Origin of the sequence: Paraburkholderia sabiae, from assembly GCF_030412785.1 — a bacterium.
GTDB classification, from domain to species: domain Bacteria; phylum Pseudomonadota; class Gammaproteobacteria; order Burkholderiales; family Burkholderiaceae; genus Paraburkholderia; species Paraburkholderia sabiae.
The window spans coordinates 2146182-2167451 of the sequence record NZ_CP125295.1; the positions used below are offsets into that span (position 1 = coordinate 2146182).

Below are 21270 nucleotides of genomic sequence, written 5' to 3' on the forward strand. Positions count from 1 at the left end.
TCACTGAGAACATCACCATGTCCAACGACATCCAACGACTGCAAACCAACGCCCGCATGAGCCAGGTGGTCATCGCGAACGGCATCGTCTATCTGTCAGGGCAAGTGCCCGATACGCCGAGCGCGCCGATCGCCGTGCAGGCGACGGAAATCCTGCATCGCATCGACGCGCTGCTCGCATCGGCGAATATCGACAAGACGCGCGTGCTCACCGCGAACGTGTGGCTGAGCGACCCGAAGCATTTCGACGAATTCAACGCCGTGTGGGACGCGTGGGTGCCGTCGGGTCACGCGCCGACGCGCGCCTGCGTGCAGGCTCTGCTGATGAAGCCCGGCCTCGACGTCGAAATCGCCGTGACGGCGCTCGCGTGATCTTCAAGGGTAAGGAAACGCAGCAATGAAGTTCGATACCGTCGTACTGGGCGCGGGCATGGTGGGCGTGTCGGTCGCCGTGCATCTGCAACGGCGCGGGCTGTCCGTCGCGCTCGTCGATCGCAAGGCGCCCGGCAACGAGACGTCGTTCGGCAACGCGGGCTTGATCCAGCGCGAAGGCGTGTATCCGTATGCGTTTCCGCGCGATGCCGGCACGTTGCTGCGCTACGCGCGCAACCGCTCGCTCGACGTCCGCTATCACGCCGATGCAATGCCGAAGCTGCTGCCGTTTCTCTACCGCTATTGGCACAACTCGCGCGCGGACCGTCACGCGGCCATTGCGCGCGCGTACTCGACGTTGATCGAACATTGTGTGGATGAACATCGCGCGCTGATCGACGCATCGGGCGCGCAGGCGCTGCTGCGCAAAGGCGGCTGGCTGAAAGTGTTCCGCAGCGCGCGCAAGCAGGACGCGGAACTACGGAACGTGCAGCGCTGGAACGCGGAGTACGGCGTCGCGTACGAAGCGCTCGATGCCGCGCAACTCAGACGCGCCGAACCTTCGCTGAGTCACGCATTGCTCGGTGCGCTGCGCTATACGGACGCCGATTCCACCAGCGATCCGAACGCGCTCGTGATGGCCTACGCGCGTTACTTCGAGCAACTGGGCGGACGCATTTTTATCGGCGATGCGGCGACGCTCGAACCGCACTGGAGCGTTCAAACCGATGCAGGCCGCATCGACGCGCAATCCGCCGTGATCTCACTCGGGCCATGGTCGGATATCGTCAGCACGCGTTTCGGCTACCGGCTGCCGCTCGCGGTCAAGCGCGGCTACCACATGCATTACGCGGCGCAGGACGGCGCGCAACTGAATCAACCCGTGCTCGATACCGAGATCGGCTACATGATCACGCCGATGGCGCGCGGCATCCGCCTGACGACGGGCGCGGAACTCGCCGCCTGCGACGCGCCGCCGACGCCCGTGCAACTCGATGCGATCGAACCCATCGCGCGCGAGACCTTTCCGCTCGGCGCGCGGCTCGACGAGCGTCCGTGGCTCGGACGACGGCCGTGCACGCCGGACATGATGCCCATCATCGGCCCGGCGAAGCGGCATAAGGATCTGTGGTTCGCGTTCGGCCATGCGCATCATGGGCTGACGCTCGGGCCCGTCACGGGACGCCTGCTTGCGGAAATGATGACGGGCACGGCGACCGTCACCGATCCGCATCCGTTCCGCGCCGACCGCTTCTAGCCGCGTTTGCCGCGTGATGTGGCGGCCTGTACCATAGGCTCGCCTTGTTCACGAGGGACAACGATGAATCCAAAAGTCGACGCCTATATCGGCAAACTCGAAAAGTGGCGCGAAGAAACGGAGAAGCTCAGAGCGATCGCGCTGGCCTGTCCGCTGACGGAAGACCTGAAATGGGGCGTGCCGTGTTACACGGTCGATAACGCCAACGTCGTCATCATTCACGGCTTCAAGGACTATTGCGCGCTGCTGTTCGTCAAGGGCGCGCTGATGAAGGACCCGAAAGGCATCCTGATCCAGCAGACGGAAAACGTGCAGTCCGCGCGCCAGATTCGCTTCACTGGCCTCAAGGACATCGTCAAGCTCGAAGCGACGCTGAAGACGTATATCCGCCAGGCGATCGAAGTCGAACAGGCCGGACTGAAAGTGGAACGCAAGACGACCGCCGAATTCGACGTCGCCGAAGAATTCCAGAACCGGCTCGACGCGCAGCCGTCCTTGAAAAAGGCTTTCGAAGCACTGACACCGGGCCGTCAACGTGCCTATCTGCTGCATTTTTCTTCAGCCAAACAATCGAAAACCCGCGAAGCGCGGATCGACAGATGCACGCCGCTGATTCTCGAAGGCAAGGGTTTGAACGACGAATGACGCCGTCGTGGCGCCGCTGAAACCGCCGCCGAAACATACCGTAAGTGAACTTTGTAGCATTCCCTTAAAAATTATGGGTCGATAGGATGCTAACGAATAAAAATCGACATACAATCCCGGCCCATGATCAATCTCCACCTTCTGCGCCGCTCCGTCAGCAGCACGCTGGTCGTCGCCGCGCGCCGCTGGCGGCGCACGAGCCATAGCGTGTTGTCGGCCTACAACGTGTCGGAAGCGTGCGCGGGTCCGCTGCTCACGGCCAACCGGCTCGGCGAGGCGGTGCGTCAGGTGACGCTGGCGGAACATGTGGGCATCGAAGGTCCGTCGCTGGTCCGGCTGCTCGATCAGTTATGTGCTGCGGGCCTCGTGCGCCGCGACGAAGATCCCGACGACAAACGCGCCAAGACCATTTCCCTCACCGACGAAGGCCGCGCCGTCACCGCGCGCATGGAAGAGCGCCTGATGGACTTGCGCGCGCGCGTGCTGAAAGGCGTGAGCCGCGAGGACCTTGAGACGACGTTGCGGGTGCTCAATGCATTCAATGCGTCGCTGGATGCTACAGTCATAGCCGACAGAGACACATCCGGCGAGCCAGGCGTTCCCGTCCGATCCGGCAGCAAACCACGCACAACCGGCAAGGCATAACCGTCATGGTCTATCCCTCAGTCCGCGACTGGCTGTTTTCCGCCAAGACGTTCGCGGCGGCGATGATTGCGCTGTATATCGGCCTTGCGCTCGAACTGCCCCGCCCGTACTGGGCGATGGCGACCGTCTATATCGTTTCGAATCCGTTCGTCGGCGCGACGCGCTCGAAGGCGCTGTATCGCGCGCTCGGCACGGCGCTGGGCGCGGCGGGCGCTGTGGTGATCGTGCCGCCGTTCGTCGAGTCGCCGTTTCTGTTCAGCGTGATCGTCGCGTTGTGGACGGGCACGCTGCTGTATCTGTCGCTGAACGACCGCACTGCGCGCAGCTATGTGTTCCTGCTCGCGGGCTACACGCTGCCGCTGATCGCCCTGCCCGCCGTCACCAATCCGACGACCGTGTTCGATCTCGCCATCACGCGTACGGAAGAAATTCTGCTCGGCATCGTGGTGGCGAGCATCGTCGGCAGTGTCGTGTTTCCGAGCCGTCTTGCGCCGACGCTGATCGAGCGCACCGACGCCTGGTTCCGCGACGCCGCGTTCTACGCGAGCGAGACGCTGTCGGGCCACATCGCGGGCGCCACGATTTCGGCCGCGCGCCAGCGGCTCGCGGCCACCGTCAACGCGCTCGAATTCCTGCTGAGCCAGCTGACCTACGACCACACGCGTCCCGACATCGTGCGCCGCTCGCGTGCACTGCAAGGGCGCATGCAGATCTTCCTGCCGCTGATTTCGTCGATGGCCGATCCTCTGATCGAACTGGTTCGCGAACGCGGCGCGCATTCGCCCGAACTGGAAACGCTGCTGGCGGATGTCGCGAAGTGGATCAAGTCGCCCGCTCTCGAAGCGAAGCACGCCGACGAGCCCGATCACGAAGCGGAAGCGCTGCGCGCCCGCGTCGATGCGCAGAAGCCGTCCGCGCAGGCGCTCGCGAGCTGGGAAGGCGCACTGCTGTCGAACGCGTTGTGGCGTCTTGGTCAGGTGATCGACGTCTGGCGCGACATCCGCTGCCTGCGCGCGTCGATCGTCCATGAAACCGTGATGTGGCGGCCGCATTTTCGCCACTGGCGGCTGGGCGGCACCGAGCGCTATTTCGACTACGGGATGATGCTGTTCTCGACGGCGTCGGCCGTCTGCGCGATCGTCGTCGCGTGCGGACTGTGGATCACGTCGGGCTGGAACGACGGCGCGTCGGCCGTGGCGCTCGCGGCCGTGTCGATCTGCTTCTTCGCCGCGCTCGACGAGCCCGCACCCGCCGTCTTCAAGTTCTTCCTCGCGACCTGTGCGAGCGTCGTGCTGGCCGGGCTCTACGTGTTCGTCGTGCTGCCGAAGGTGCATGACTTTGCGATGCTGGTCCTGATCTTCTCCGGGCCGTTCCTGATCATCGGCACGCTGATTCCGCGCCCGCAATTCACGCTCGTGACGCTGCTGACGGCCGTCAACACGGCGACGTTCATCAGCATTCAGAGCGCTTACGAAGCCGACTTCTTCGTGTTCCTCAACAGCAATCTGGCGGGTGTCGGCGGCTTGCTGTTCGCGTTCCTCTGGACGCGCGTCACGCGTCCGTTCGGCGCGGAACTCGCCGCCGAGCGCCTGACGCGTTCCGCGTGGGCCGACGTCGTGGTGAGCGCATCGACGGCCGCGATCGAAGATCAGCGCAATCTGTACTCGCGCATGCTCGACCGGCTGATGCAACTGCTGCCGCGCCATGCCGCGAGCGATTCGAACCGTCATCCGTCCATCGAAAGTTTCCGCGACTTCCGCGTCGCGCTGAACGCGCTCGATCTGCGCCGCACGCGCCGCAAGCTGACGAACGACTTGCAAGCCGCCATCGATGACGTGCTGGTCGGCGTGCGTCAATATTTCGAGCAATGTCTCGCGCACCGCGCACGACAGCCGGTGCCCGTCGAACTGATCGACGCCATCGATGCCGCCGTCGCGCGCGTGGCGACGCGCAGCATCGCGCAAGGACAGACCGGCCCCGAACAGCCGCAAGAGGGACAGCCGCCGCAAGCCGCCGCGCCCGCCGCGCCATCGGGCGAACGCTGGCTGCGCGACACGCTCAACGCGCTGGTCGGCATGCGCCTGTCGCTGTTCCCGCCGCATCCCGCACCCGGCAGCAATGCGCCGCCCAAACCGGAGACCGCAGCCTGATGCGAAACCTCACTCTTTCATTCTGTCGACGCACATGATCGGCGAAATCGACGTTCTCGGCGTATTCGTGCCCGCCGTGCTGGTGCTGATGTTCATCGCCTATCTGATCAATCTGGCGATCCGCACCGTGCTCGCGCGCGTGGGCTTCTATCGCCTCGTCTGGCACCGCTCCATTTTCGATCTCGGCATTTATGTTCTGGTGCTGGGGCTTGTCGTCATCGTTTCGCACCGGTTCATAACGTGAAAAAAACCTGGTTCTCAATCGGGCAGATCCTGCTCACTCTTGTCGTCGTCGTGATTGCAGCTGTGGTGCTGTGGAAGCTGGTCGACTACTACATGTTCGCGCCCTGGACGCGCGACGGCCACGTGCGCGCTGACGTCATCCAGGTTGCGCCCGACGTGTCGGGTCTCATCACCGAGGTCAAGGTCGTCGACAACCAGCAGGTCAAGCGCGGCGACGTGCTGTTCGTGATCGATCAGGCGCGCTACACGCTGGCGCTGCGCAACGCGCAGGCGGCTGCGCAGCAGCGCCGCGCGACGCTCGACCAGGCGCGCCGCGAAGACGCCCGCAACCGCACGCTCGGCAATCTCGTCGCGCGCGAAGCCGTCGAAGAAACGCACTCGCGCGTCGAACAGGCGGCCGCCGCGCTCGCCGACGCCGAAGTCGCAATCGATACGGCACGCCTGAACCTGCAACGCACCGTGATCGTGAGTCCCGTCGACGGCTATCTGAACGATCGCGCGCCGCGCGTCGGTGAGTTCGTGTCGTCGGGACGCGCGGTGCTGTCCGTGGTCGACATGCATTCGTTCCGCGTCGACGGTTACTTCGAGGAAACCAAACTGCACGGCATCGACATCGGCCAGCAGGTCGACATCAAGGTGATGGGCGAGCCGAACACGTTGCGCGGCCACGTGCAGAGCATCGTCGCCGCGATCGAGGACCGCGACCGCCAGCAAAGCCCGAATCTGCTGCCGAACGTGAACCCGGCGTTCAGCTGGGTGCGCCTCGCGCAGCGCATTCCCGTGCGCGTCGCGCTCGACGAGATTCCCGCCGACTTCCGCATGATCGCGGGCCGCACGGCGACGGTGTCGGTGCGCGGCATCGAGCCGGTGAAGGCACGGCGCGCGGCTTCGGATGCATCGGCGCCTGCTGCGTCGGGCGCTGCGGCTGCATCGGTTACGGGTGCTTCGATCGTCGGCACGGCGCCGTCGAGCGCGACGCATCCTGCATCGGGCGCGTCGCAATGAAACGCTTTCCTGCACTGAAGACTGCGCTGTTGCCTGTCGCGCTCGCGTTGAGCGCCTGCACGACCGTCGGCCCGAACTACAAGCTGCCCGACAACGCCGCCGTCAACGCGCCCTACGCGAACACGACGATCGACGGCGCGGACAAGGCGCCCGTCACGCAACAAGCTGTGCCTTCGAAATGGTGGCGCCTTTACGATGACCCGGTGCTCGATCAGCTGGTCACGGAAGCGCTGTCGTCGAATACCGATCTGCGCGTCGCCGCGTCGAATCTCGCCCGTTCGCGCGCGCAACTCGACTTCGCGAACGAACAGGGCGGATTCTCCGGCAAGACGTCGGCGGCCTTCCAGCGCGCGCAGGAATCGGCGGAGCAATATCTGCTGACCGAGAAGCTGCCCGTCGTCAACGAAGGTGCGCTCGATCTGAGCATTTCCTACGAAGTCGATCTGTTCGGCAAGCTGCGCCGCGGCGTCGAAGCCGCCAAAGCCGACGACGAAGCCGTCGAAGCCGCGCTCGATCTCGCGCGCATCACCGTGGTCGCGGACGTCGTGCGCGCCTATGTCGAGTCGTGCTCGGCGGCCGAAGAACTGGAGATCGCGCAGCAGTCGCTGTCGTTGCAGCGGCAGCGCGTCAAGCTCACGCAGCGGCTGCGCGATGCGGGCCGCGGCAACCAGCCCGACGTCACGCGCGGCCAGACCCAGGCCGACACGCTCGCCGCCGATATCCCGCGCTTCGTCGCACGCCGTCGCGCGGCACAATACCGGCTCGCGATGCTGCTCGCGCGCGCGCCGTCGTCGTTGCCGCCCGCCGCCCTCGCCTGCAGCAAGCTGCCGCATCTGCAGCAGCCGATTCCCGTTGGCGATGGGACCGCGCTGCTCAAGCGGCGTCCCGATGTGCGTCAGGCCGAACGGCTGCTGGCGGCATCGACGGCACGTATCGGCGTTGCGACGGCGGCGCTGTATCCGTCCGTCAGCATCGGCGCGTCGGCGGGTTCGATCGGCATCGCCGAAGACCTGTTCGGCCCGACGACGAACCGCTGGGCGTTCGGTCCGCTGATCAGCTGGACGTTTCCGATCAACGGTCAGCGTGCGCGCGTTCATGAAGCCGAGGCGGCATCGAGCGGCGCGCTCGCACACTTCGACGGCGTCGTGCTGAACGCGCTGCGCGAAACGCAGACGAGTCTCTCGACTTACGCATCCGATACGACACGCGCCGATGCGTTGCGCACCGCGTACAAATCGGCCGTACAGTCCGCCGACGAAACACATCGCCTGTATGCGGCTGGGCGCGAATCGTTCCTCTCCGATCTCGACGCGACGCGCACGCTCACGAGCGTCGCCGCGCAGGTGTCGGCGGCCGAAGGCCAGGTCGCGCTCGATCAGGTGAATCTGTTCCTCGCACTCGGCGGCGGATGGGAAGAGGACAAGCAGGACGCGAAGGTCGGCACGAAGTCCGAATAAGCGCGTTTAGTCCGTGCTTTCGAAGACGGTTCCGGCAAAGCGCTCGATCACGCCATTGAACAGCGCCGGCCGTTGCAGCGGCGCGAAATGACTGACGTTCGGGAGCACAATCAGTTCGGCTTCGGGGATGTTTTCCGCGAGATAGATGGCGTGTTCCTGACGGATGAACTCGTCGTGCTCGCCGATCGCGACGGTGACGCGCACGCCGATCTGCGCGAGATCGTCGGCGCAGTAGTTGGGCTGCGTGCGCTGCATCTCGCTGACGGCGGCGACGAACGCGTCGAAGTCATCGGGAGTCGCAGACAGCGCCTGATAGTCCGCGCGGTGCCGGTTGAAGCAGCGCTCGATCACAGGCGTCAGCACGAATTCCTTCGCGCCTGACGGGTCCATGTTGCACGCAAAGAAGAACACGCCCGCGACGCGCTGCGGCGCTTTGCGTCCGAGAATCAGCGCCGTGCAGGCGCCGTCGCTCCAGCCGACGAACGCTGCGCTTTGTATGTGCAACGCGTCGAGCACGGCGAGCACGTCGGAGGCCATCAGTTCGTAGCTGTACGGTTGCGAGTCGCGTGTGCTGCGGCCATGTCCGCGGCTGTCGATCAGAATCGCGCGATAACCCGCCTCGACGAGCGCGGGCACCTGATAACCCCAGTTGCCGCGATTTCCAAGGCCGCCGTGCAGCAGCACGACCGGCTGGCCTGTCCCATACGTCGACCATGCAATGCGCGCACCCGCGTTGTCCACGAAGCCTTGTTCGTCGGCTTCGGGCAGCGGCGCAGCGCCGTGCGCTTCGAAGTGTTTCAGCTCGTCGTCCGTTTGCATGGCGAGGCGCTCCTCAGGCGTAAAGGCGAACGTGGCATTGTGACATTGCTTGACGCGAGTTCAATCGGTTCGATCCATTGGCCGCTCACGCGAAGATGCAACTGTCGCGCTCGTCCGCCGACGCCCGACGCCCATGCTGACGAGCGTGACCACCAGCCCCATCGCGCCCATCGCCAGCGCGATCGCGACGACCACCGCGCTCATGCGCCCATTCCCTGCGAACGTGCCGACCAGCAAACCCGCAAGCGGCTGCGTGAGGTTGTTGAGCATGATGACGACGCCGAGCGTCTTGCCGTAATCCTTCGCGGGAATGATCGCCTGGCGCACGCTGCGGATGTAGATGCTGAACATCTTGTCGAAGCCGACGATCAGCAGAAAGCCTGCGACGTAACCCCACGCGGAAGGACTGAGGCCCGCCATCAATCCGCCCGCGAAAATAGCGAGAAACGAGACGAGCCCGAGCGCCTTGCGAGGAATCTGCACGCGCGCGATCAGCAGCAGAATCACGATCGTCGCCACCGCGCCTGCCGTTTGCACGAAGGTATAGAACGCATCCGGCCGCCGATGCGCACCCGTCACCATCGCGGCAGAAGTGGCGAGCGTCACGCCGATCACGAGATTTTCGGCGGCGGCAAGCGCGACGAGCCGTGCAAGACCCGGCAGTCGCACGACATGCGCGAGCGCCGTTTTCACGGGCGCGAGCCATTCGACTGCGACGGCGTGCTCATGCGCCGTCCATTCGAACGCGCTGATGCGCTGCCAGAGCAGCGTCGCGCCATCGGCGGCGACGAACAGCACGGCCGCTACGCACACGACATATTCCCAGCGCCACCAGCCGAGCAGCAGACCCGCGAGCATCGGGCCGAGCACGACGCCGACCTGATCGGCAATCTGCGCATACGACAGCACCTTCTCGAAGCGTTCCGACGTGAACACTTGAGGCAGCAGCACTTCGCGCGCGACGAGGCCCTGGCTCGTCAACGTGCCGCACACTGCTGACAGCGCGATCAGCCATCCGATTCCGCCCACGGTGACAAAGCCCGCGATGCCCGCCGCGCATGCAATCGCGCGAAAACGCTGGCTCGCGCGCAGCACCGTGATGGGCGACATGCGATCGCACAACGCGCCGCATACGGGGAAGACGATGTAGCGCGGCAACGCCTCGATGAAGAATGCGATGCCCGACCATGTCGGTTGTTGGGTCGTCTGGAAGACGACGAGCGGTACCAGAAAGAGCAGGATCTGGTCTGCGAGCCGTGAGAAGAACAGCGATGCGAAGAATGCTTGATGTTGTGTGCGCATGTGGTTTCGCTTTTGGTTTCGCTTTTGGTTTTGGTTTTGCTTTTGGTTTTTTGCTGTTGTTTCGCTGGCATCCGCGAATTCGTATCTGTTCTTCATGCGTTGCCCCTGTGCGGGGCGGCACCTACTTTTCTTTGCAGCGGCAAAGAAAAGTAGGCAAAAGAAAGCCGCTTCAAACCTCCGGTGCCGGCCAGAATAACGCCACGGCAGACGGTCTTTGAACTGTCGCGCAGCGACGCCAACACTCCGTAGAAAGCCCGCAGTCAGGCACGCGCGCCGTGAAAAATTAAACCCACTTGGGGCACATTCGGTCGGCTTGTTTTTGTGCGTTTGCCGTCGGTTGATTACGGCGGCATGTGCTCCAGACTGTGTCTGGGTTTTCGCGCTGTGCGCGATTGACTGCGAGCTTTCTACAGAGTGCGGACGTCGCTGCGCGATAGCTCAACTACGGCATGCCGAAGCGGTATTCTGGCGGGCACCGGAGGTTTGAAGCGGCTTTCTTTTGCCTACTTTTCTTTGCCGCTGCAAAGAAAAGTAGGTGCCGCCCCGCACAGGGGCAACGCCTGAAGCACCGATACGAATTCGCGGATGCCAGCGAAACAACAGCAAAAAACCAAAAACAAGAAAGCCCGCACATTAATAAAAACGTGCGGGCCCGCTTACATCACTAAAACCAAAAACGCTTACGCAGTGACAGCACCCAACGCAGCGTTCAGCGTCTTACTCGGCCGCATAGCCGTTTCCAGCTTGGCAAAATCCGGCTTGTAATAGCCGCCGATATCCACTTCCTTGCCCTGCACGTCACTCAGCTCACCAACGATCGTCTTCTCGTTCTCCGTCAGCACCTTGGCGAGCGGGCCGAACTTCGCGGCGAGTTCCGCGTCGTCCGTCTGCGCGGCCAGTTCCTGCGCCCAGTACATCGCGAGGTAGAACTGGCTGCCGCGGTTGTCGAGTTCGCCCGTCTTCGGCGAGGGGCTCTTGTTGTTGTCGAGCAGCTTGCCAGTTGCCGCGTCGAGCGTCTTCGCCAGCACCTTCGCCTTCGCGTTGTCCGTTTTGATGCCCAGCTCTTCGAGCGACACGGCCAGCGCGAGGAACTCGCCCAGCGAATCCCAGCGCAGGTGGTTTTCTTCGACCAGCTGCTTGACGTGCTTCGGCGCCGAACCGCCCGCGCCCGTTTCGTACATGCCGCCGCCCGCCATCAGCGGAACGATCGACAGCATCTTCGCCGACGTGCCCAGTTCCATGATCGGGAACAGGTCGGTCAGATAGTCGCGCAGGATGTTGCCCGTCACCGAGATCGTGTCCAGACCGCGCATCACGCGCTCCAGCGAGTAACGCATTGCGCGAACCTGCGACATGATCTGGATGTCGAGGCCGTTCGTGTCGTAATCCTTCAGGTACGTTTCGACCTTCTTGATCAGCTCGTTCTCATGCGGACGGTACGGGTCGAGCCAGAACACGGCCGGCATGCCCGAGTTGCGCGCGCGCGTGACGGCGAGCTTGACCCAGTCGCGGATCGGCGCGTCCTTCACGAGGCACATGCGCCAGATGTCGCCCTGCTCGACCTGCTGCGTGAGCGCCGTCAGCACTTCGCCCGTCGCGTTGTCGACGATGCGCGCTTCGCCGTCTTCCTTGATCTCGAACGTCTTGTCGTGCGAACCGTACTCTTCCGCCTTCTGCGCCATCAGGCCGACGTTCGGCACCGTGCCCATCGTCTTCGGGTCGAAGCGGCCGTTGGTCTTGCAGAAGTTGATGATTTCCTGGTAGATGCGCGCGAACGTGCTTTCCGGGATCAGGCACTTCGTGTCGGCGGGACGGCCATCGGCGCCCCACATCTTGCCGCCTGCGCGGATCATCGCGGGCATCGATGCGTCGACGATCACGTCGTTCGGTGCGTGCAGGTTCGAGATGCCCTTCGCCGAATCGACCATCGCCAGCGCGGGACGGTGCTCGTGGCATGCGTGCATGTCGCGGATCACTTCTTCACGCTGCGATTCCGGCAGCGCTTCGATCTTCGTGTACAGGTCGACGAGACCGTTGTTCACGTTCACGCCGAGTTCGTCGAACAGCTTCTGATGCTTCGCGAACGCGTCCTTGTAGAACACCTTCACAGCATGGCCGAAGACGATCGGGTGCGAGACCTTCATCATCGTCGCCTTGACGTGCAGCGACAGCATCACGCCCGTCTTGTGCGCGTCTTCCATCTGGTCTTCGTAGAACTCGACCAGCGCCTTCTTGCTCATGAACATGCTGTCGACGATCTCGCCTGCCTGCAGCGAAACCTTCGGCTTCAGCACGATCGTCTCGCCGCGCTTCGTGACGAGTTCCATGCGGACTTCACGCGCGCGGTCGGAAGTGATCGACTTTTCGCCGTGGTAGAAGTCGCCATGCTTCATGTGCGCGACGTGCGTGCGCGACGCCATGCTCCACTCGCCCATGCTGTGCGGGTGCTTCTTCGCGTAGTTCTTGACGGCGGCGGGCGCGCGGCGGTCCGAGTTGCCTTCGCGCAGAACCGGGTTCACAGCCGAGCCGAGGCACTTCGAGTAACGCTTCTGGATCGACTTTTCTTCGTCGTTCTTCGGGTCTTCCGGATAATCCGGCACCTTGTAGCCCTTCGACTGCAGTTCCTTGATCGCGCTGACCAGCTGGAACACCGAAGCCGAAATGTTCGGCAGCTTGATGATGTTCGTGTCCGGGTTCTGCGTGAGCTTGCCCAGTTCGGCCAGGTTGTCCGGCACGCGCTGTTCTTCCGTCAGGAATTCCGGGAATTCGCCGAGGATACGGCCTGCCACGGAAATGTCGCTGGTCTCGACATTGACGCCAGCCGGCGAGGTAAACGTACGGATGATCGGCAGAAAGGCACTCGTCGCGAGCAGCGGGGCTTCGTCGGTCAGGGTGTAGATGATCGTAGGTTGCTTGTTACTCATCGCTTTGCTCTTGGTCGAGAAAGGTTGGGAAATGCCGCCGGCGACGCCACGGCCGACGCGAATGCCCCGAATTTTGCCTTATTTTGGATTTTGACGGTTTGAATCGGGCCGATTGAATGCCCTTCAACGCAAAAAAATGCACGATTTACGCTGATGCGGTGCGTTTTCCACGCCGCGAACGGCACTTCAATTCATTTTACAGATTCTGCACAAGCACAATTGTTCCGACTGCGACGCGTTGGAGTGCGCGGCGTGCAGATCGACATTGCGCGTCGAGCGTGGCGTGGGCGTGACCGCCGCGCCGGTCATCTTGCGATCCGTCCAGCGATAGACAAATGGCGACCGGTCTACACTGTCGCACGACGCCATTTCATCGCCGGCCCGCGACTTCCACTATACGATGCCATTCCCGTTCCGCTTGCGCACGGTCTGCGCCGCCCTTGCTTTCGTCGCGGCGGCGGCGAATTATTCCGCGTGCGCGCAGCAGCCCGATCCGACGCCTGAGAAACTGGCCGCGAGCGGCATCCATCACGCGCCACGCACCGAAGACGGCTATGAGAACAACGACGGGCCGCTCGCGCGCGGCTCAGTCTGGAAATGGCGCTGGAACCGCTGGACGCACGGTTTGCCGCCACCGCCCGAAAACGGCTACGCGTTTCCCGTCGATCACCCGGACGTCGCATGGATCAAGGCGAACCGCAGCGACAACACGATGACGTGGATCGGCCACGCGACCGCCCTGCTGCAGATCGGCGGCGTCAATGTGCTGACGGATCCGATGTTTTCAGAGCGCGCGTCGCCGCTGTCGTTCGCCGGACCGAAGCGGCGCGTGCCGCCCGGTCTTGCGCTCGACGAACTGCCGCATATCGACGTCGTGCTGATTTCGCACAGCCACTACGATCATCTCGACACGGCGAGCGTCGAGGCGTTGAACGCGCAGCCGGGCGGGCCGCCGCTCTTTCTGGTGCCGCTCGGCATCAAGGACTGGCTCGCGAAAAAAGGCATCACGAACGCACAGGAACTCGACTGGAGCGATCACGTGAACGCGGCGGGCCTCGACTTCTGGTTCGTGCCCGCGACGCACTGGTCCGCGCGCACCCTCACCGATCGCAACGAAACGCTGTGGGGCGGCTGGGTCGTGAAAACGCCGGCGGGCGCCGCGCATCCGTATTCGCTGTACTTCGCGGGCGACACCGGCTATTCGAACGATTCCGAACGCCTCGGCGCGGCGTTCGGCTGCTTCGATCTCGCGCTGATTCCGATCGGCGCCTACGCGCCGCGCTGGTTCATGGGCCCTCAACACGTCGATCCACAGCAGGCCGTGCAGATTTTCCAGGACATACACGCGAAAAAAGCCATCGGCATTCACTGGGGCACGTTCGAACTCACCGACGAGCCGCTCGACGAGCCACCCAAAAAGCTCGCCGAAGCGACCCGCGAAGCCGGTCTGCCCGACGATGCATTCACGGTCCTCCATCACGGACAGATGATCCGGCTCGACGAACCAAACGATACAAGCGCCGCATGTGCCCGCTGACAGGGCATTCCACGGCGTGATTGCACTGCACATGTGCAGTGTCGACGGTCGCGCGGCACGCCTTTGTCGGCCAGCCCACATTCGGCATCACGCGAGGTACCCGGCATCCGGTTAAACCCTGTCCTGCACGGCACAACGTGCGTGTTATTGTCGTACACACACGGGTTCGAGCTTTGCTACGCGGAACTCACGTCATATCCGTTACCTTCGCGAGCGTCGCCATGAGTGATGTACGCCATCTTCTGAGCCAACGCGACCGCGTGGAGCTGCTGTGCTGGCTCACATGCGGAAGCCTCGGCGCCTGGTATCTGAACGAAACCTGGCCCTCACCGTCCTTTCACGTAGAAGCCGCGCACAAGTGGCTCGACCGGCACGGGCGCACGGCCGACTGGCTGTGCATCGCGCGGTTGTCGGCCATCGCGCTCGATATCGCGCAACGGCATGCATCGTTTGTCGAAGCCGACTGGGCGCGCGACGCCGTCGAAGAAATTCTCGACACCGACGAACTCGACGCGCAGGCACGCCTCGTCCTGACGGTGCTTGGCGACTGCGAACGCGCGCTTGCCGACAAGCGCGTCGCGGACTGACGGCACGGCGCGCCTGGTTCAGCAGACCTGATTCAGCGCGCGTAATCGAGCTTCGGATACCAGTTCGGATCACGCCCCTCGGGCGTCATGTCGAAGATCGTCCACATCGGCATCAAATCCGGCGCGCCACGCGGATCCTGACCGGGATCGGCCGTCGGAAAACCCATCTCCGACGCGTAAAAATGCCTGATCGTGCCGTCGCGGCGCGTGAAAACGTGGAATGCGGGAGCGTCGCCGCCGTCATCGTCGATCGCACCGAAGTCGCGGCTGTACACGCCGTTCGCATCGGAATACAGCTTCAGATCGCGCCAGCCGCGCTCCTCTTTGAACGCCGCCAGCCGCTCGAGCGGCGAACGCGCGACCACGGCGAGCGCGATGCGCTGCGTGATATCGCGCGCCTCGCCGTCCCACGCGCCGAGCAGCGACGTGCACATCGGACATGGCCGCTCGCGCTGCGGCCCGAACATGAAGCTGTAGATCACGAGCGTGTCCTTGTCGCCGAACAGGCCCGCGATATCGACAGGCCCCGCTTCGCCGACGAACCGATAATTGCCCGTCACTTCGCCGCCCTGCGGCAGCGCGCGACGTTGTGCGGCGACGCGTTCGATATGCCGGCGCAATTTGATTTCTTCCGCGAGCAGCGCGTCGCGCGCACGACGATACTCGACGCTTTCGTTCGGGAAGTGCCTGCCGTTGCGCTTCGCAAGCTCGACGGCGGGCACGAGAGAAGATGCATCAGACATGGTGCCTCCAGTGAATATGTCCGGCGAAGGCTCAGTCGCGATCCGGCGCGCCGAGCGGAAACAGATGCCGGTAAGGCCGCGCCTCATCGACGGCGCGCGCGAACGATGGCCGTTTCAGCAGACGCTTGCGATACGCGAGCACGTGCTCGAACTTCGGGTCGATGCGATGCGTCCAGTCGGCATAGAAGAGAAACGGCGCGGCGCCGCAGTCCGCGAGACTGAAGCGATCGCCCGTCGCCCATTCGCGGTCTTTCATCACGTCGTCGAGCCACGCGTACGCCCTGTCGAGCAGCGCCCGCGCATCGGCGACGCCGCGTGGATCGCGCTCGTTTTCATCGCGCATCCCGTCGAACACGATCTTCTGCTGCGGCGTCGCCATGTAGTTGTCGAAGAAACGGTCCATGAAACGCACGTCGAGCGCCGCGCGCGGATCGTCGGGCAGCAGCTTGACCGAACCAGGATGAAACAGCGCGAGATGCTCGATGATCACGGTCGCCTCGGCAATCGTGCGGCCCTCGTCGACGAGCATCGGAAAGCGCCGGATCGGCCAGCGCGCGGTGAGTTCATCCATCGCGCCGGGTTCGTCGAGGCGGCGGTATTCGAACGGCGTACCGTTCTCGTAGAGCGCGGTGAGCGCCTTCTGGCAATACGAAGAAAACGGATGGGCGTAGAGCGTCAAGGTCATCGTCGTCGTCCTTGCAGGCAGAGTGCGGACGAAATTGTCCGCTTACTGGGACGACGAACGGCCTCGATTGAAATCGACAGGTGGTGCGAAAAAACTTTTGCTGCGCTGCGGCGTCGATGCGCCTTTATTCACGCAGCGATACCGCCAGCGCGCGCAGCAGCGCCGCGCCGTCGCCCTGCCACGCACTGCCGTGCATGCACGCGAGCGTGCGTGGCGCGAGCGCGGCAAGCCGCTCGAGCATCGCGTCGCCGTGTTTCGTGTGCGAGTAGTAATCCATGCTGCGCCGGAACGCCTCGCTCGAGCTGAGAATGTCCGCGCTCGTCATGACGGGCAGATCCGCGCCGCCTTGCGTGAAAAGGTCGCCGCAAAACAGCGTCTGCGTGGTGTCGTCGACCAGCATGCCGCATTCCCATGCGTGCGGCAGATGCGGCGTCGCGAGCCAGCGCAGCCGGTGACGGCCGAGATCGACCGCTTCGCCATCGTCGAGCCCCCGCGCGGGCCGCTCGGCGAGATCGTCGATCGACACCATCTTCGCGATTGCACTGCACAGCGGCTGCGCATTGGGCGAGACTGCGAGCCACTCGTTCAGCGAGCCGCACTCGTCCGCTTCGACATGCGAGAACGCTATGTGCCGCAGCCGTTCGGGCGGCAACACGGACGCCACCGCTTCGCGCACGAGCGGGAACATTTTGCGCGGGCCCGTATGAAAGAGCAGCGGCTCGTCGTCGACGATCAGATACTGGTTGAACGAGAAGCCGCCCGGGCCGCCTTCGAAGACGATGGGCGTGTTGATCCGGTAGATCCCGTCCGCGACTTGATGGACGTTGGTGCCCGACACCGCGTTGGTGACCGTCATGACCAGACCTCCATGCGCGTAGTGCGCACGACGCTGCGCCGGACCGTGCGTGCGCTATCCGCCCAGCGCGGCGAGCTTCAGTTGATACGAACGCCCGATCCACGCCGCGCAATCGCGATGATCGCGCAGCGCGTCGCCCGTATTCGGATGCAGGAATACATCGAGCGTGCCGTGATTCAGCGCGAGCCATTCGAACAGTTCGGCGAAAAGCGCGGTGTCGAACTTGAGCTGATACGACCACATCGGATGCGGACCGACGGGGCGCTCGTGAAAGCGCCCGATTTCGAGCCGCTCGCCGAAGCGCGCCTCGATGGTGTCGCGCAGCGCCCACGCGATGTCGCGCGTCGCCTGATCGAAATAGATGTGTGCGTGCCAGTTGACCACTGCCGTCATGGTTCGTTGCGGCCGATGCCGCCCTTCGCTTCGGGTTGTGCGACGTTCATCATAGGCTGTCAGTCGACGTATGAACAAATCATCGGGCGCTTATCGGGCTTTGATGCGCACTTCGATCGCGCCGATCAGCCCTTCGACCCAGCCGCGCAGCCGCGCATCCGACATCGACACGGGCAGCGAGCGCGCGATGATTCCGTACACCTGCTTGCGCTGGATCTTCGACACTTTCGCGGGTTCCAGCCAATGCGCGTTATCGACGAGCAGCAGCAGCGTTTCGAGCCCGATCACGATCGGCCACACGCAGGCGAGCCGCAGACGCAGCGAAAAACGCGGAATGGCCAGCGTGTAGTCGAGCGCCGCGCGAAAGTGATCGAGCGACTTGCGCACGAGTTCGTGCATCAGCGGCTGCGCGCGCTCCGATGCCTGCGGCTGCAGCATCATCGGCGGCGTGAGGCCGAAGCGATCGAGCATCACGGACGGCAGATAGCAGCGTCCGATCCGCAGATCCTTGCCGCAGTCGCGTAACACGTTGGTCATCTGCAGCGCTTTGCCGAAGCGGACGCCGCGATCGAGCATCGTCGCGGAATCGGCTTTCAGCGTGCCGGGCAGATGCGCATACGTCATCTTCGTCCAGAACTCGCCGACACAACCGGCCACCAGATACGTATAGCGGTCCAGTTCGTCCCATTCGCGCAGCGCGACGATCTGGCCCGAGCGTTCGTCGGGGAAGGTGCGCAAGTCGAATTCCATGCCCGTCGTCAGCGTCGTGACGATCTCCCGCACGGCGGCTCGATCGTCGGCGTCGAGTTGCTGCAGCACGCCGAGCGCGGGTTCGATCGATTCGAGCAGCACCTTTTCATCCGACTGCGTCTGCTGCCCCGCCACTTCGCTTGCGAGACGCCGCGCGAGTTCGCCGTCGTCGGTCGCGCCGTTCACTTGTTCACGTAGCGCGAGCAGCAGCTTGAGCCGCTGTTCGGGCGGAATCAGTGCGGTATCGGCGATCGTGTCGGCGGCGCGCGCGAGCAGATACGCGAGCCCGATAGGATCGCGCATGCCGGCGGGCAGAATGCGCAGCGTCAGGTAAAACGAACGGGACACCCCTTTGAGCAACGGGCCCAGCAGAAAGGCCCGAGTGGAACTGGACATGAGATGAGGTCGAAGATTGTTGATCGATGTCGGCTTGTGCGCGGCACGCGAAGCTGGACTGTTCAGCGCTGCCGCATTGTATCCGGCATGCGTGCTTCACCGGCGGGACGGCGCTCAAATGCGAACTGCGATGCTTCGATGAAGCGCGCATAAAACCAGCAATACGCAGCGGGGCCAGGCACAATGCGGGCAGATTGCGACCACGTTTTGCAAGCTTTCCTGCTACAATCCAAAGCCTCAAGCAGTCGTTCTTCATCCACTCATTCACCCTAGGGAGGCGTTCAATGCACGCAACGTACATCGCAGTCTCTCTCGGGATGCCACGACGCTTCGTCAGCTCTCCGAGCTAGGTTGCCGTCCGCGCTGGCAAGCAACAACAGCCCGCGCCTTTATCAGACTACCGGTTTTCTTTGTCGCCGCCGCGCGTTGGCGGGCATCGGTCGTCCGTTTCCGAATCTCCTGACTGGATAGCGCTGCGCCGCTTCGCGCCGCACGCTGCGACACATGGCTAGCAAAAAACTCGACTTTGGCGCGCAAGCGTTCAGAAGCGTTCTCGGCTTCACTTTTATCCACTGGCGCAGGCAGCCGGTGCGCGTCGCGGGCATCGCGGCGTTCGCGCTGCTGGCCGCATTCGCCGACGTGCTGACACCGCTCTTCGCGGGCCGTCTCGTCGATGCGCTCGCCTCGGGCACCACGCTCGGCAAGGACGTCGCCTCGCATCCGGCGCTGAGCGCGTTCGGCGTGCTGATCGCGCTCGGCATCGGCGGCACGCTGCTGCGGCAGCTGGTGTATCGCAGCATCATCGTGATGACGCTGAAGATGATGAGCGCGATCTGCGCGAACGCGTTTCATCGCGTGCAGCGCTTTTCGACCGACTGGCACGCGAACAGCTTCGCGGGCTCGACGGTGCGCAAGATCACGCGCGGCATCTGGGCGCTCGATCTGCTCAACGACACGCTGCTGATCGCGCTGCTGCCGTCGCTGGTGATGCTCGCCGGATCCACCGTGCTGCTCGGCATTCACTGGCCCGTGATGGGCCTCGTGGTCGGCGTCGGCTCGCTGCTGTATGTGGTCGTAACGGTCGCGCTGTCGCTCGGCTATGTCGCGCCTGCCGCGCGTCTCGGCAACCTGTGGGACACGCGTATGGGCGGCTCGCTCGCGGATGCCGTGAGCTGCAACGCCGTCGTCAAGGCGTTCGGCGCGGAAGAGCGCGAGGAAGCGCGGCTCGAACGCGTGATCGATAAATGGCGGCAGCGCACGCGCCGCACGTGGCAGCGTGGAACGACCAACGGCGGCGTGCAGGGCGCGATGCTCGCGGCGATGCAGGCGGCGATCCTCGGCGCGGCGCTGCTGCTGTGGCTGCGCGACGAAGCGAGCGTCGGCGACATCACGTATGCACTGACCACGTTCTTCGTGCTGCAAGGCTATCTGCGCGATGTCGGCATGCACGTGCGCAATCTGCAGCGCTCGGTCAACGACATGGAAGAACTCGTCGCGCTGGAACGTGAACCGCTCGGCATCGAAGACAAGCCGGGCGCACGCGCCATCGAGATCGGTCAAGGCGAAATCCGCTTCGATCACGTAACGTTCCGCTACGGCGCGCAGCGCACGGCGCTGTACAACGACTTCTCGCTGCGCATCGCGCCGGGCGAGCGGATCGGTCTGGTCGGGCATTCGGGTTCGGGCAAGACGACGTTCATCAAGCTGATCCAGCGTCTGTACGACATCGACGAGGGCAGCATCACGATCGACGGGCAGAACATCGCCGATGTGCAACAGGCGTCGCTGCGCCGCCGCATCGCGATCGTGCAGCAGGAGCCCGTGCTGTTCCACCGCTCGCTCGCGGAGAACATCGCGTACGCGCGGCCGGGCGCCTCGTTCGACGACATCGTGCAGGCCGCGAAGCTCGCCAGCGCGCATGACTTCATCACTGCGCTGCCGCACGGTTACGACACGCTCGTCGGCGAGCGCGGCGTCAAGCTGTCGGGCGGCGAGCGCCAGCGGGTTGCGATCGCGCGGGCCTTCCTTGCGGATGCGCCGATTCTGATCTTCGACGAGGCCACGTCGAGCCTCGACAGCGAAAGCGAGGTGCTGATCCAGCAGGCGATGGAGCGGCTGATGGTCGGACGCACTACTCTGGTCGTCGCGCACCGGCTGTCGACCGTGCGCGCGCTCGACCGTCTGCTCGTGCTCGACAAGGGTCGCGTGGTCGAAGAAGGCAGCCACGAGCAACTGATCCGAATCGACAACGGCGTGTACCGGCGGCTTTTCGAGCGTCAGGCGCTGGAGTTGACCAAGGGTCTGCTCGACGATGGCCCTGTGCGTACCAGCGAGCGTTTTACTGGCGATCCGAGCCTGATCGCCGGGAAGTAGACCAAAGAGCGGTTCGTACACGCGAACCGCTCTTTTTTCATGCGCAGATGAAGCAAACTCAGGCGCCTGCCGCTTGCTATCATCAGCGATTCAACGACTCAGCGAAGCTCATCTCGCGCCGCATCGAGGCA

Annotated in this window: 20 protein-coding genes; 12 read left to right on the forward strand and 8 right to left on the reverse strand. The window is 63.9% G+C overall.

Going from position 1 to position 21270, the window contains the following annotated elements; translation table 11 throughout:
• Positions 1 to 17: 17 nt before the first annotated feature.
• The 8 genes from QEN71_RS09605 to QEN71_RS09640 all read left to right on the forward strand — a co-directional run bounded on the left by QEN71_RS09605 (position 18) and on the right by QEN71_RS09640 (position 7774).
• Complete coding sequence (locus QEN71_RS09605; RefSeq protein ID WP_201649274.1) at positions 18 to 371, forward strand: RidA family protein; 354 nt, start codon at positions 18 to 20, stop codon at positions 369 to 371.
• A 25-nt stretch (positions 372 to 396) separates the two neighbouring features.
• Positions 397 to 1629: an NAD(P)/FAD-dependent oxidoreductase gene (locus QEN71_RS09610; RefSeq protein ID WP_201649273.1), complete on the forward strand. Its 1233-nt coding sequence runs from the start codon at positions 397 to 399 to the stop codon at positions 1627 to 1629.
• A 63-nt stretch (positions 1630 to 1692) separates the two neighbouring features.
• The gene (locus QEN71_RS09615) at positions 1693 to 2274 is read left to right on the forward strand and encodes a YdeI/OmpD-associated family protein (protein WP_201649272.1); all 582 of its coding nucleotides are present in this window, start codon (positions 1693 to 1695) and stop codon (positions 2272 to 2274) included.
• 123 nt (positions 2275 to 2397) lie between these two features.
• Positions 2398 to 2919: a MarR family winged helix-turn-helix transcriptional regulator gene (locus tag QEN71_RS09620; protein ID WP_201649271.1), complete on the forward strand. Its 522-nt coding sequence runs from the start codon at positions 2398 to 2400 to the stop codon at positions 2917 to 2919.
• A 5-nt stretch (positions 2920 to 2924) separates the two neighbouring features.
• Positions 2925 to 5069: an FUSC family protein gene (locus tag QEN71_RS09625; protein WP_201649270.1), complete on the forward strand. Its 2145-nt coding sequence runs from the start codon at positions 2925 to 2927 to the stop codon at positions 5067 to 5069.
• A 34-nt stretch (positions 5070 to 5103) separates the two neighbouring features.
• Entirely contained in the window at positions 5104 to 5313 is a 210-nt protein-coding gene (locus QEN71_RS09630) for a DUF1656 domain-containing protein (RefSeq protein WP_201649269.1), read from the forward strand.
• Positions 5310 to 6317: an efflux RND transporter periplasmic adaptor subunit gene (locus QEN71_RS09635; protein ID WP_201649268.1), complete on the forward strand. Its 1008-nt coding sequence runs from the start codon at positions 5310 to 5312 to the stop codon at positions 6315 to 6317. The genes QEN71_RS09630 and QEN71_RS09635 overlap by 4 nt, the downstream gene beginning before the upstream one ends.
• Positions 6314 to 7774, forward strand: coding sequence for an efflux transporter outer membrane subunit (locus QEN71_RS09640; protein ID WP_201649267.1), 1461 nt, complete (start codon positions 6314 to 6316; stop codon positions 7772 to 7774). The genes QEN71_RS09635 and QEN71_RS09640 overlap by 4 nt, the downstream gene beginning before the upstream one ends.
• A gap of 6 nt (positions 7775 to 7780) precedes the next feature.
• Here the strand turns inward: QEN71_RS09640 and QEN71_RS09645 are convergent, their stop codons facing one another.
• Together QEN71_RS09645 and QEN71_RS09650 are read right to left on the reverse strand one after the other, a co-directional pair.
• Entirely contained in the window at positions 7781 to 8593 is an 813-nt protein-coding gene (locus tag QEN71_RS09645) for an alpha/beta fold hydrolase (protein WP_201649266.1), read from the reverse strand.
• 60 nt (positions 8594 to 8653) lie between these two features.
• Positions 8654 to 9895 carry an MFS transporter gene (locus QEN71_RS09650; RefSeq protein WP_201649265.1) on the reverse strand — a complete coding sequence of 414 codons (1242 nt, stop codon included), beginning with the start codon at positions 9893 to 9895 and terminating at the stop codon, positions 8654 to 8656.
• Between QEN71_RS09650 and QEN71_RS09655 the strand changes: the two genes are divergently transcribed.
• Positions 9874 to 10113 (forward strand): hypothetical protein, encoded by a 240-nt coding sequence (locus QEN71_RS09655; RefSeq protein ID WP_201649264.1) that lies wholly within the window; start codon positions 9874 to 9876, stop codon positions 10111 to 10113. The two genes, QEN71_RS09650 and QEN71_RS09655, sit on opposite strands and share 22 nt — an antisense overlap.
• Before the next feature lie 462 nt (positions 10114 to 10575).
• On the opposite strand, the gene QEN71_RS09660 is transcribed toward QEN71_RS09655, so the two are convergent.
• A complete protein-coding gene (locus QEN71_RS09660; RefSeq protein WP_201649263.1) occupies positions 10576 to 12819 on the reverse strand; it encodes an NADP-dependent isocitrate dehydrogenase in 2244 nt (747 codons plus the stop codon).
• A 400-nt stretch (positions 12820 to 13219) separates the two neighbouring features.
• Here QEN71_RS09660 and QEN71_RS09665 point away from each other — a divergent pair, with 400 nt between their 5' ends.
• On the forward strand, positions 13220 to 14356 hold the full coding sequence (locus tag QEN71_RS09665; RefSeq protein ID WP_201649262.1) for an MBL fold metallo-hydrolase: 1137 nt from the start codon (positions 13220 to 13222) through the stop codon (positions 14354 to 14356).
• A 221-nt stretch (positions 14357 to 14577) separates the two neighbouring features.
• Positions 14578 to 14943 (forward strand): hypothetical protein, encoded by a 366-nt coding sequence (locus QEN71_RS09670; protein WP_012404696.1) that lies wholly within the window; start codon positions 14578 to 14580, stop codon positions 14941 to 14943.
• Between the two features lie 32 nt (positions 14944 to 14975).
• Here QEN71_RS09670 and QEN71_RS09675 read toward each other — a convergent pair whose 3' ends face one another.
• The 5 genes from QEN71_RS09675 to QEN71_RS09695 all read right to left on the reverse strand — a co-directional run bounded on the left by QEN71_RS09675 (position 14976) and on the right by QEN71_RS09695 (position 18766).
• Positions 14976 to 15686 (reverse strand): DUF899 domain-containing protein, encoded by a 711-nt coding sequence (locus QEN71_RS09675; RefSeq protein ID WP_201649261.1) that lies wholly within the window; start codon positions 15684 to 15686, stop codon positions 14976 to 14978.
• A 31-nt stretch (positions 15687 to 15717) separates the two neighbouring features.
• Positions 15718 to 16371, reverse strand: a complete 654-nt coding sequence (locus QEN71_RS09680; protein ID WP_201649260.1) for a glutathione S-transferase family protein — start codon at positions 16369 to 16371, stop codon at positions 15718 to 15720.
• 124 nt (positions 16372 to 16495) lie between these two features.
• Positions 16496 to 17227: an FprA family A-type flavoprotein gene (locus QEN71_RS09685; RefSeq protein WP_201649259.1), complete on the reverse strand. Its 732-nt coding sequence runs from the start codon at positions 17225 to 17227 to the stop codon at positions 16496 to 16498.
• 54 nt (positions 17228 to 17281) lie between these two features.
• Positions 17282 to 17620 (reverse strand): DOPA 4,5-dioxygenase family protein, encoded by a 339-nt coding sequence (locus QEN71_RS09690; protein ID WP_201649258.1) that lies wholly within the window; start codon positions 17618 to 17620, stop codon positions 17282 to 17284.
• Between the two features lie 90 nt (positions 17621 to 17710).
• Complete coding sequence (locus QEN71_RS09695; RefSeq protein ID WP_201649257.1) at positions 17711 to 18766, reverse strand: phytoene/squalene synthase family protein; 1056 nt, start codon at positions 18764 to 18766, stop codon at positions 17711 to 17713.
• Between the two features lie 504 nt (positions 18767 to 19270).
• Here QEN71_RS09695 and QEN71_RS09700 point away from each other — a divergent pair.
• Positions 19271 to 21139, forward strand: coding sequence for an ABC transporter ATP-binding protein (locus QEN71_RS09700; RefSeq protein ID WP_201649256.1), 1869 nt, complete (start codon positions 19271 to 19273; stop codon positions 21137 to 21139).
• Positions 21140 to 21270: the final 131 nt, after the last annotated feature.

Excerpts from the sequence above, each read along its gene's own strand:
- QEN71_RS09700 (WP_201649256.1), top strand. The coding sequence starts at position 19,271 with ATGGCTAGCAAAAAACTCGACTTTGGCGCGCAAGCGTTCAGAAGCGTT.
- QEN71_RS09605 (WP_201649274.1), top strand. The coding sequence starts at position 18 with ATGTCCAACGACATCCAACGACTGCAAACCAACGCCCGCATGAGCCAG.
- QEN71_RS09670 (WP_012404696.1), top strand. The coding sequence starts at position 14,578 with ATGAGTGATGTACGCCATCTTCTGAGCCAACGCGACCGCGTGGAGCTG.
- QEN71_RS09610 (WP_201649273.1), top strand. The coding sequence starts at position 397 with ATGAAGTTCGATACCGTCGTACTGGGCGCGGGCATGGTGGGCGTGTCG.
- QEN71_RS09645 (WP_201649266.1), bottom strand. The coding sequence starts at position 8,593 with ATGCAAACGGACGACGAGCTGAAACACTTCGAAGCGCACGGCGCTGCG.
- QEN71_RS09640 (WP_201649267.1), top strand. The coding sequence starts at position 6,314 with ATGAAACGCTTTCCTGCACTGAAGACTGCGCTGTTGCCTGTCGCGCTC.
- QEN71_RS09680 (WP_201649260.1), bottom strand. The coding sequence starts at position 16,371 with ATGACCTTGACGCTCTACGCCCATCCGTTTTCTTCGTATTGCCAGAAG.
- QEN71_RS09690 (WP_201649258.1), bottom strand. The coding sequence starts at position 17,620 with ATGACGGCAGTGGTCAACTGGCACGCACACATCTATTTCGATCAGGCG.
- QEN71_RS09620 (WP_201649271.1), top strand. The coding sequence starts at position 2,398 with ATGATCAATCTCCACCTTCTGCGCCGCTCCGTCAGCAGCACGCTGGTC.
- QEN71_RS09630 (WP_201649269.1), top strand. The coding sequence starts at position 5,104 with ATGATCGGCGAAATCGACGTTCTCGGCGTATTCGTGCCCGCCGTGCTG.
- QEN71_RS09615 (WP_201649272.1), top strand. The coding sequence starts at position 1,693 with ATGAATCCAAAAGTCGACGCCTATATCGGCAAACTCGAAAAGTGGCGC.
- QEN71_RS09695 (WP_201649257.1), bottom strand. The coding sequence starts at position 18,766 with ATGTCCAGTTCCACTCGGGCCTTTCTGCTGGGCCCGTTGCTCAAAGGG.
- QEN71_RS09685 (WP_201649259.1), bottom strand. The coding sequence starts at position 17,227 with ATGACGGTCACCAACGCGGTGTCGGGCACCAACGTCCATCAAGTCGCG.
- QEN71_RS09675 (WP_201649261.1), bottom strand. The coding sequence starts at position 15,686 with ATGTCTGATGCATCTTCTCTCGTGCCCGCCGTCGAGCTTGCGAAGCGC.
- QEN71_RS09650 (WP_201649265.1), bottom strand. The coding sequence starts at position 9,895 with ATGCGCACACAACATCAAGCATTCTTCGCATCGCTGTTCTTCTCACGG.
- QEN71_RS09665 (WP_201649262.1), top strand. The coding sequence starts at position 13,220 with ATGCCATTCCCGTTCCGCTTGCGCACGGTCTGCGCCGCCCTTGCTTTC.
- QEN71_RS09660 (WP_201649263.1), bottom strand. The coding sequence starts at position 12,819 with ATGAGTAACAAGCAACCTACGATCATCTACACCCTGACCGACGAAGCC.
- QEN71_RS09625 (WP_201649270.1), top strand. The coding sequence starts at position 2,925 with ATGGTCTATCCCTCAGTCCGCGACTGGCTGTTTTCCGCCAAGACGTTC.
- QEN71_RS09655 (WP_201649264.1), top strand. The coding sequence starts at position 9,874 with ATGCTTGATGTTGTGTGCGCATGTGGTTTCGCTTTTGGTTTCGCTTTT.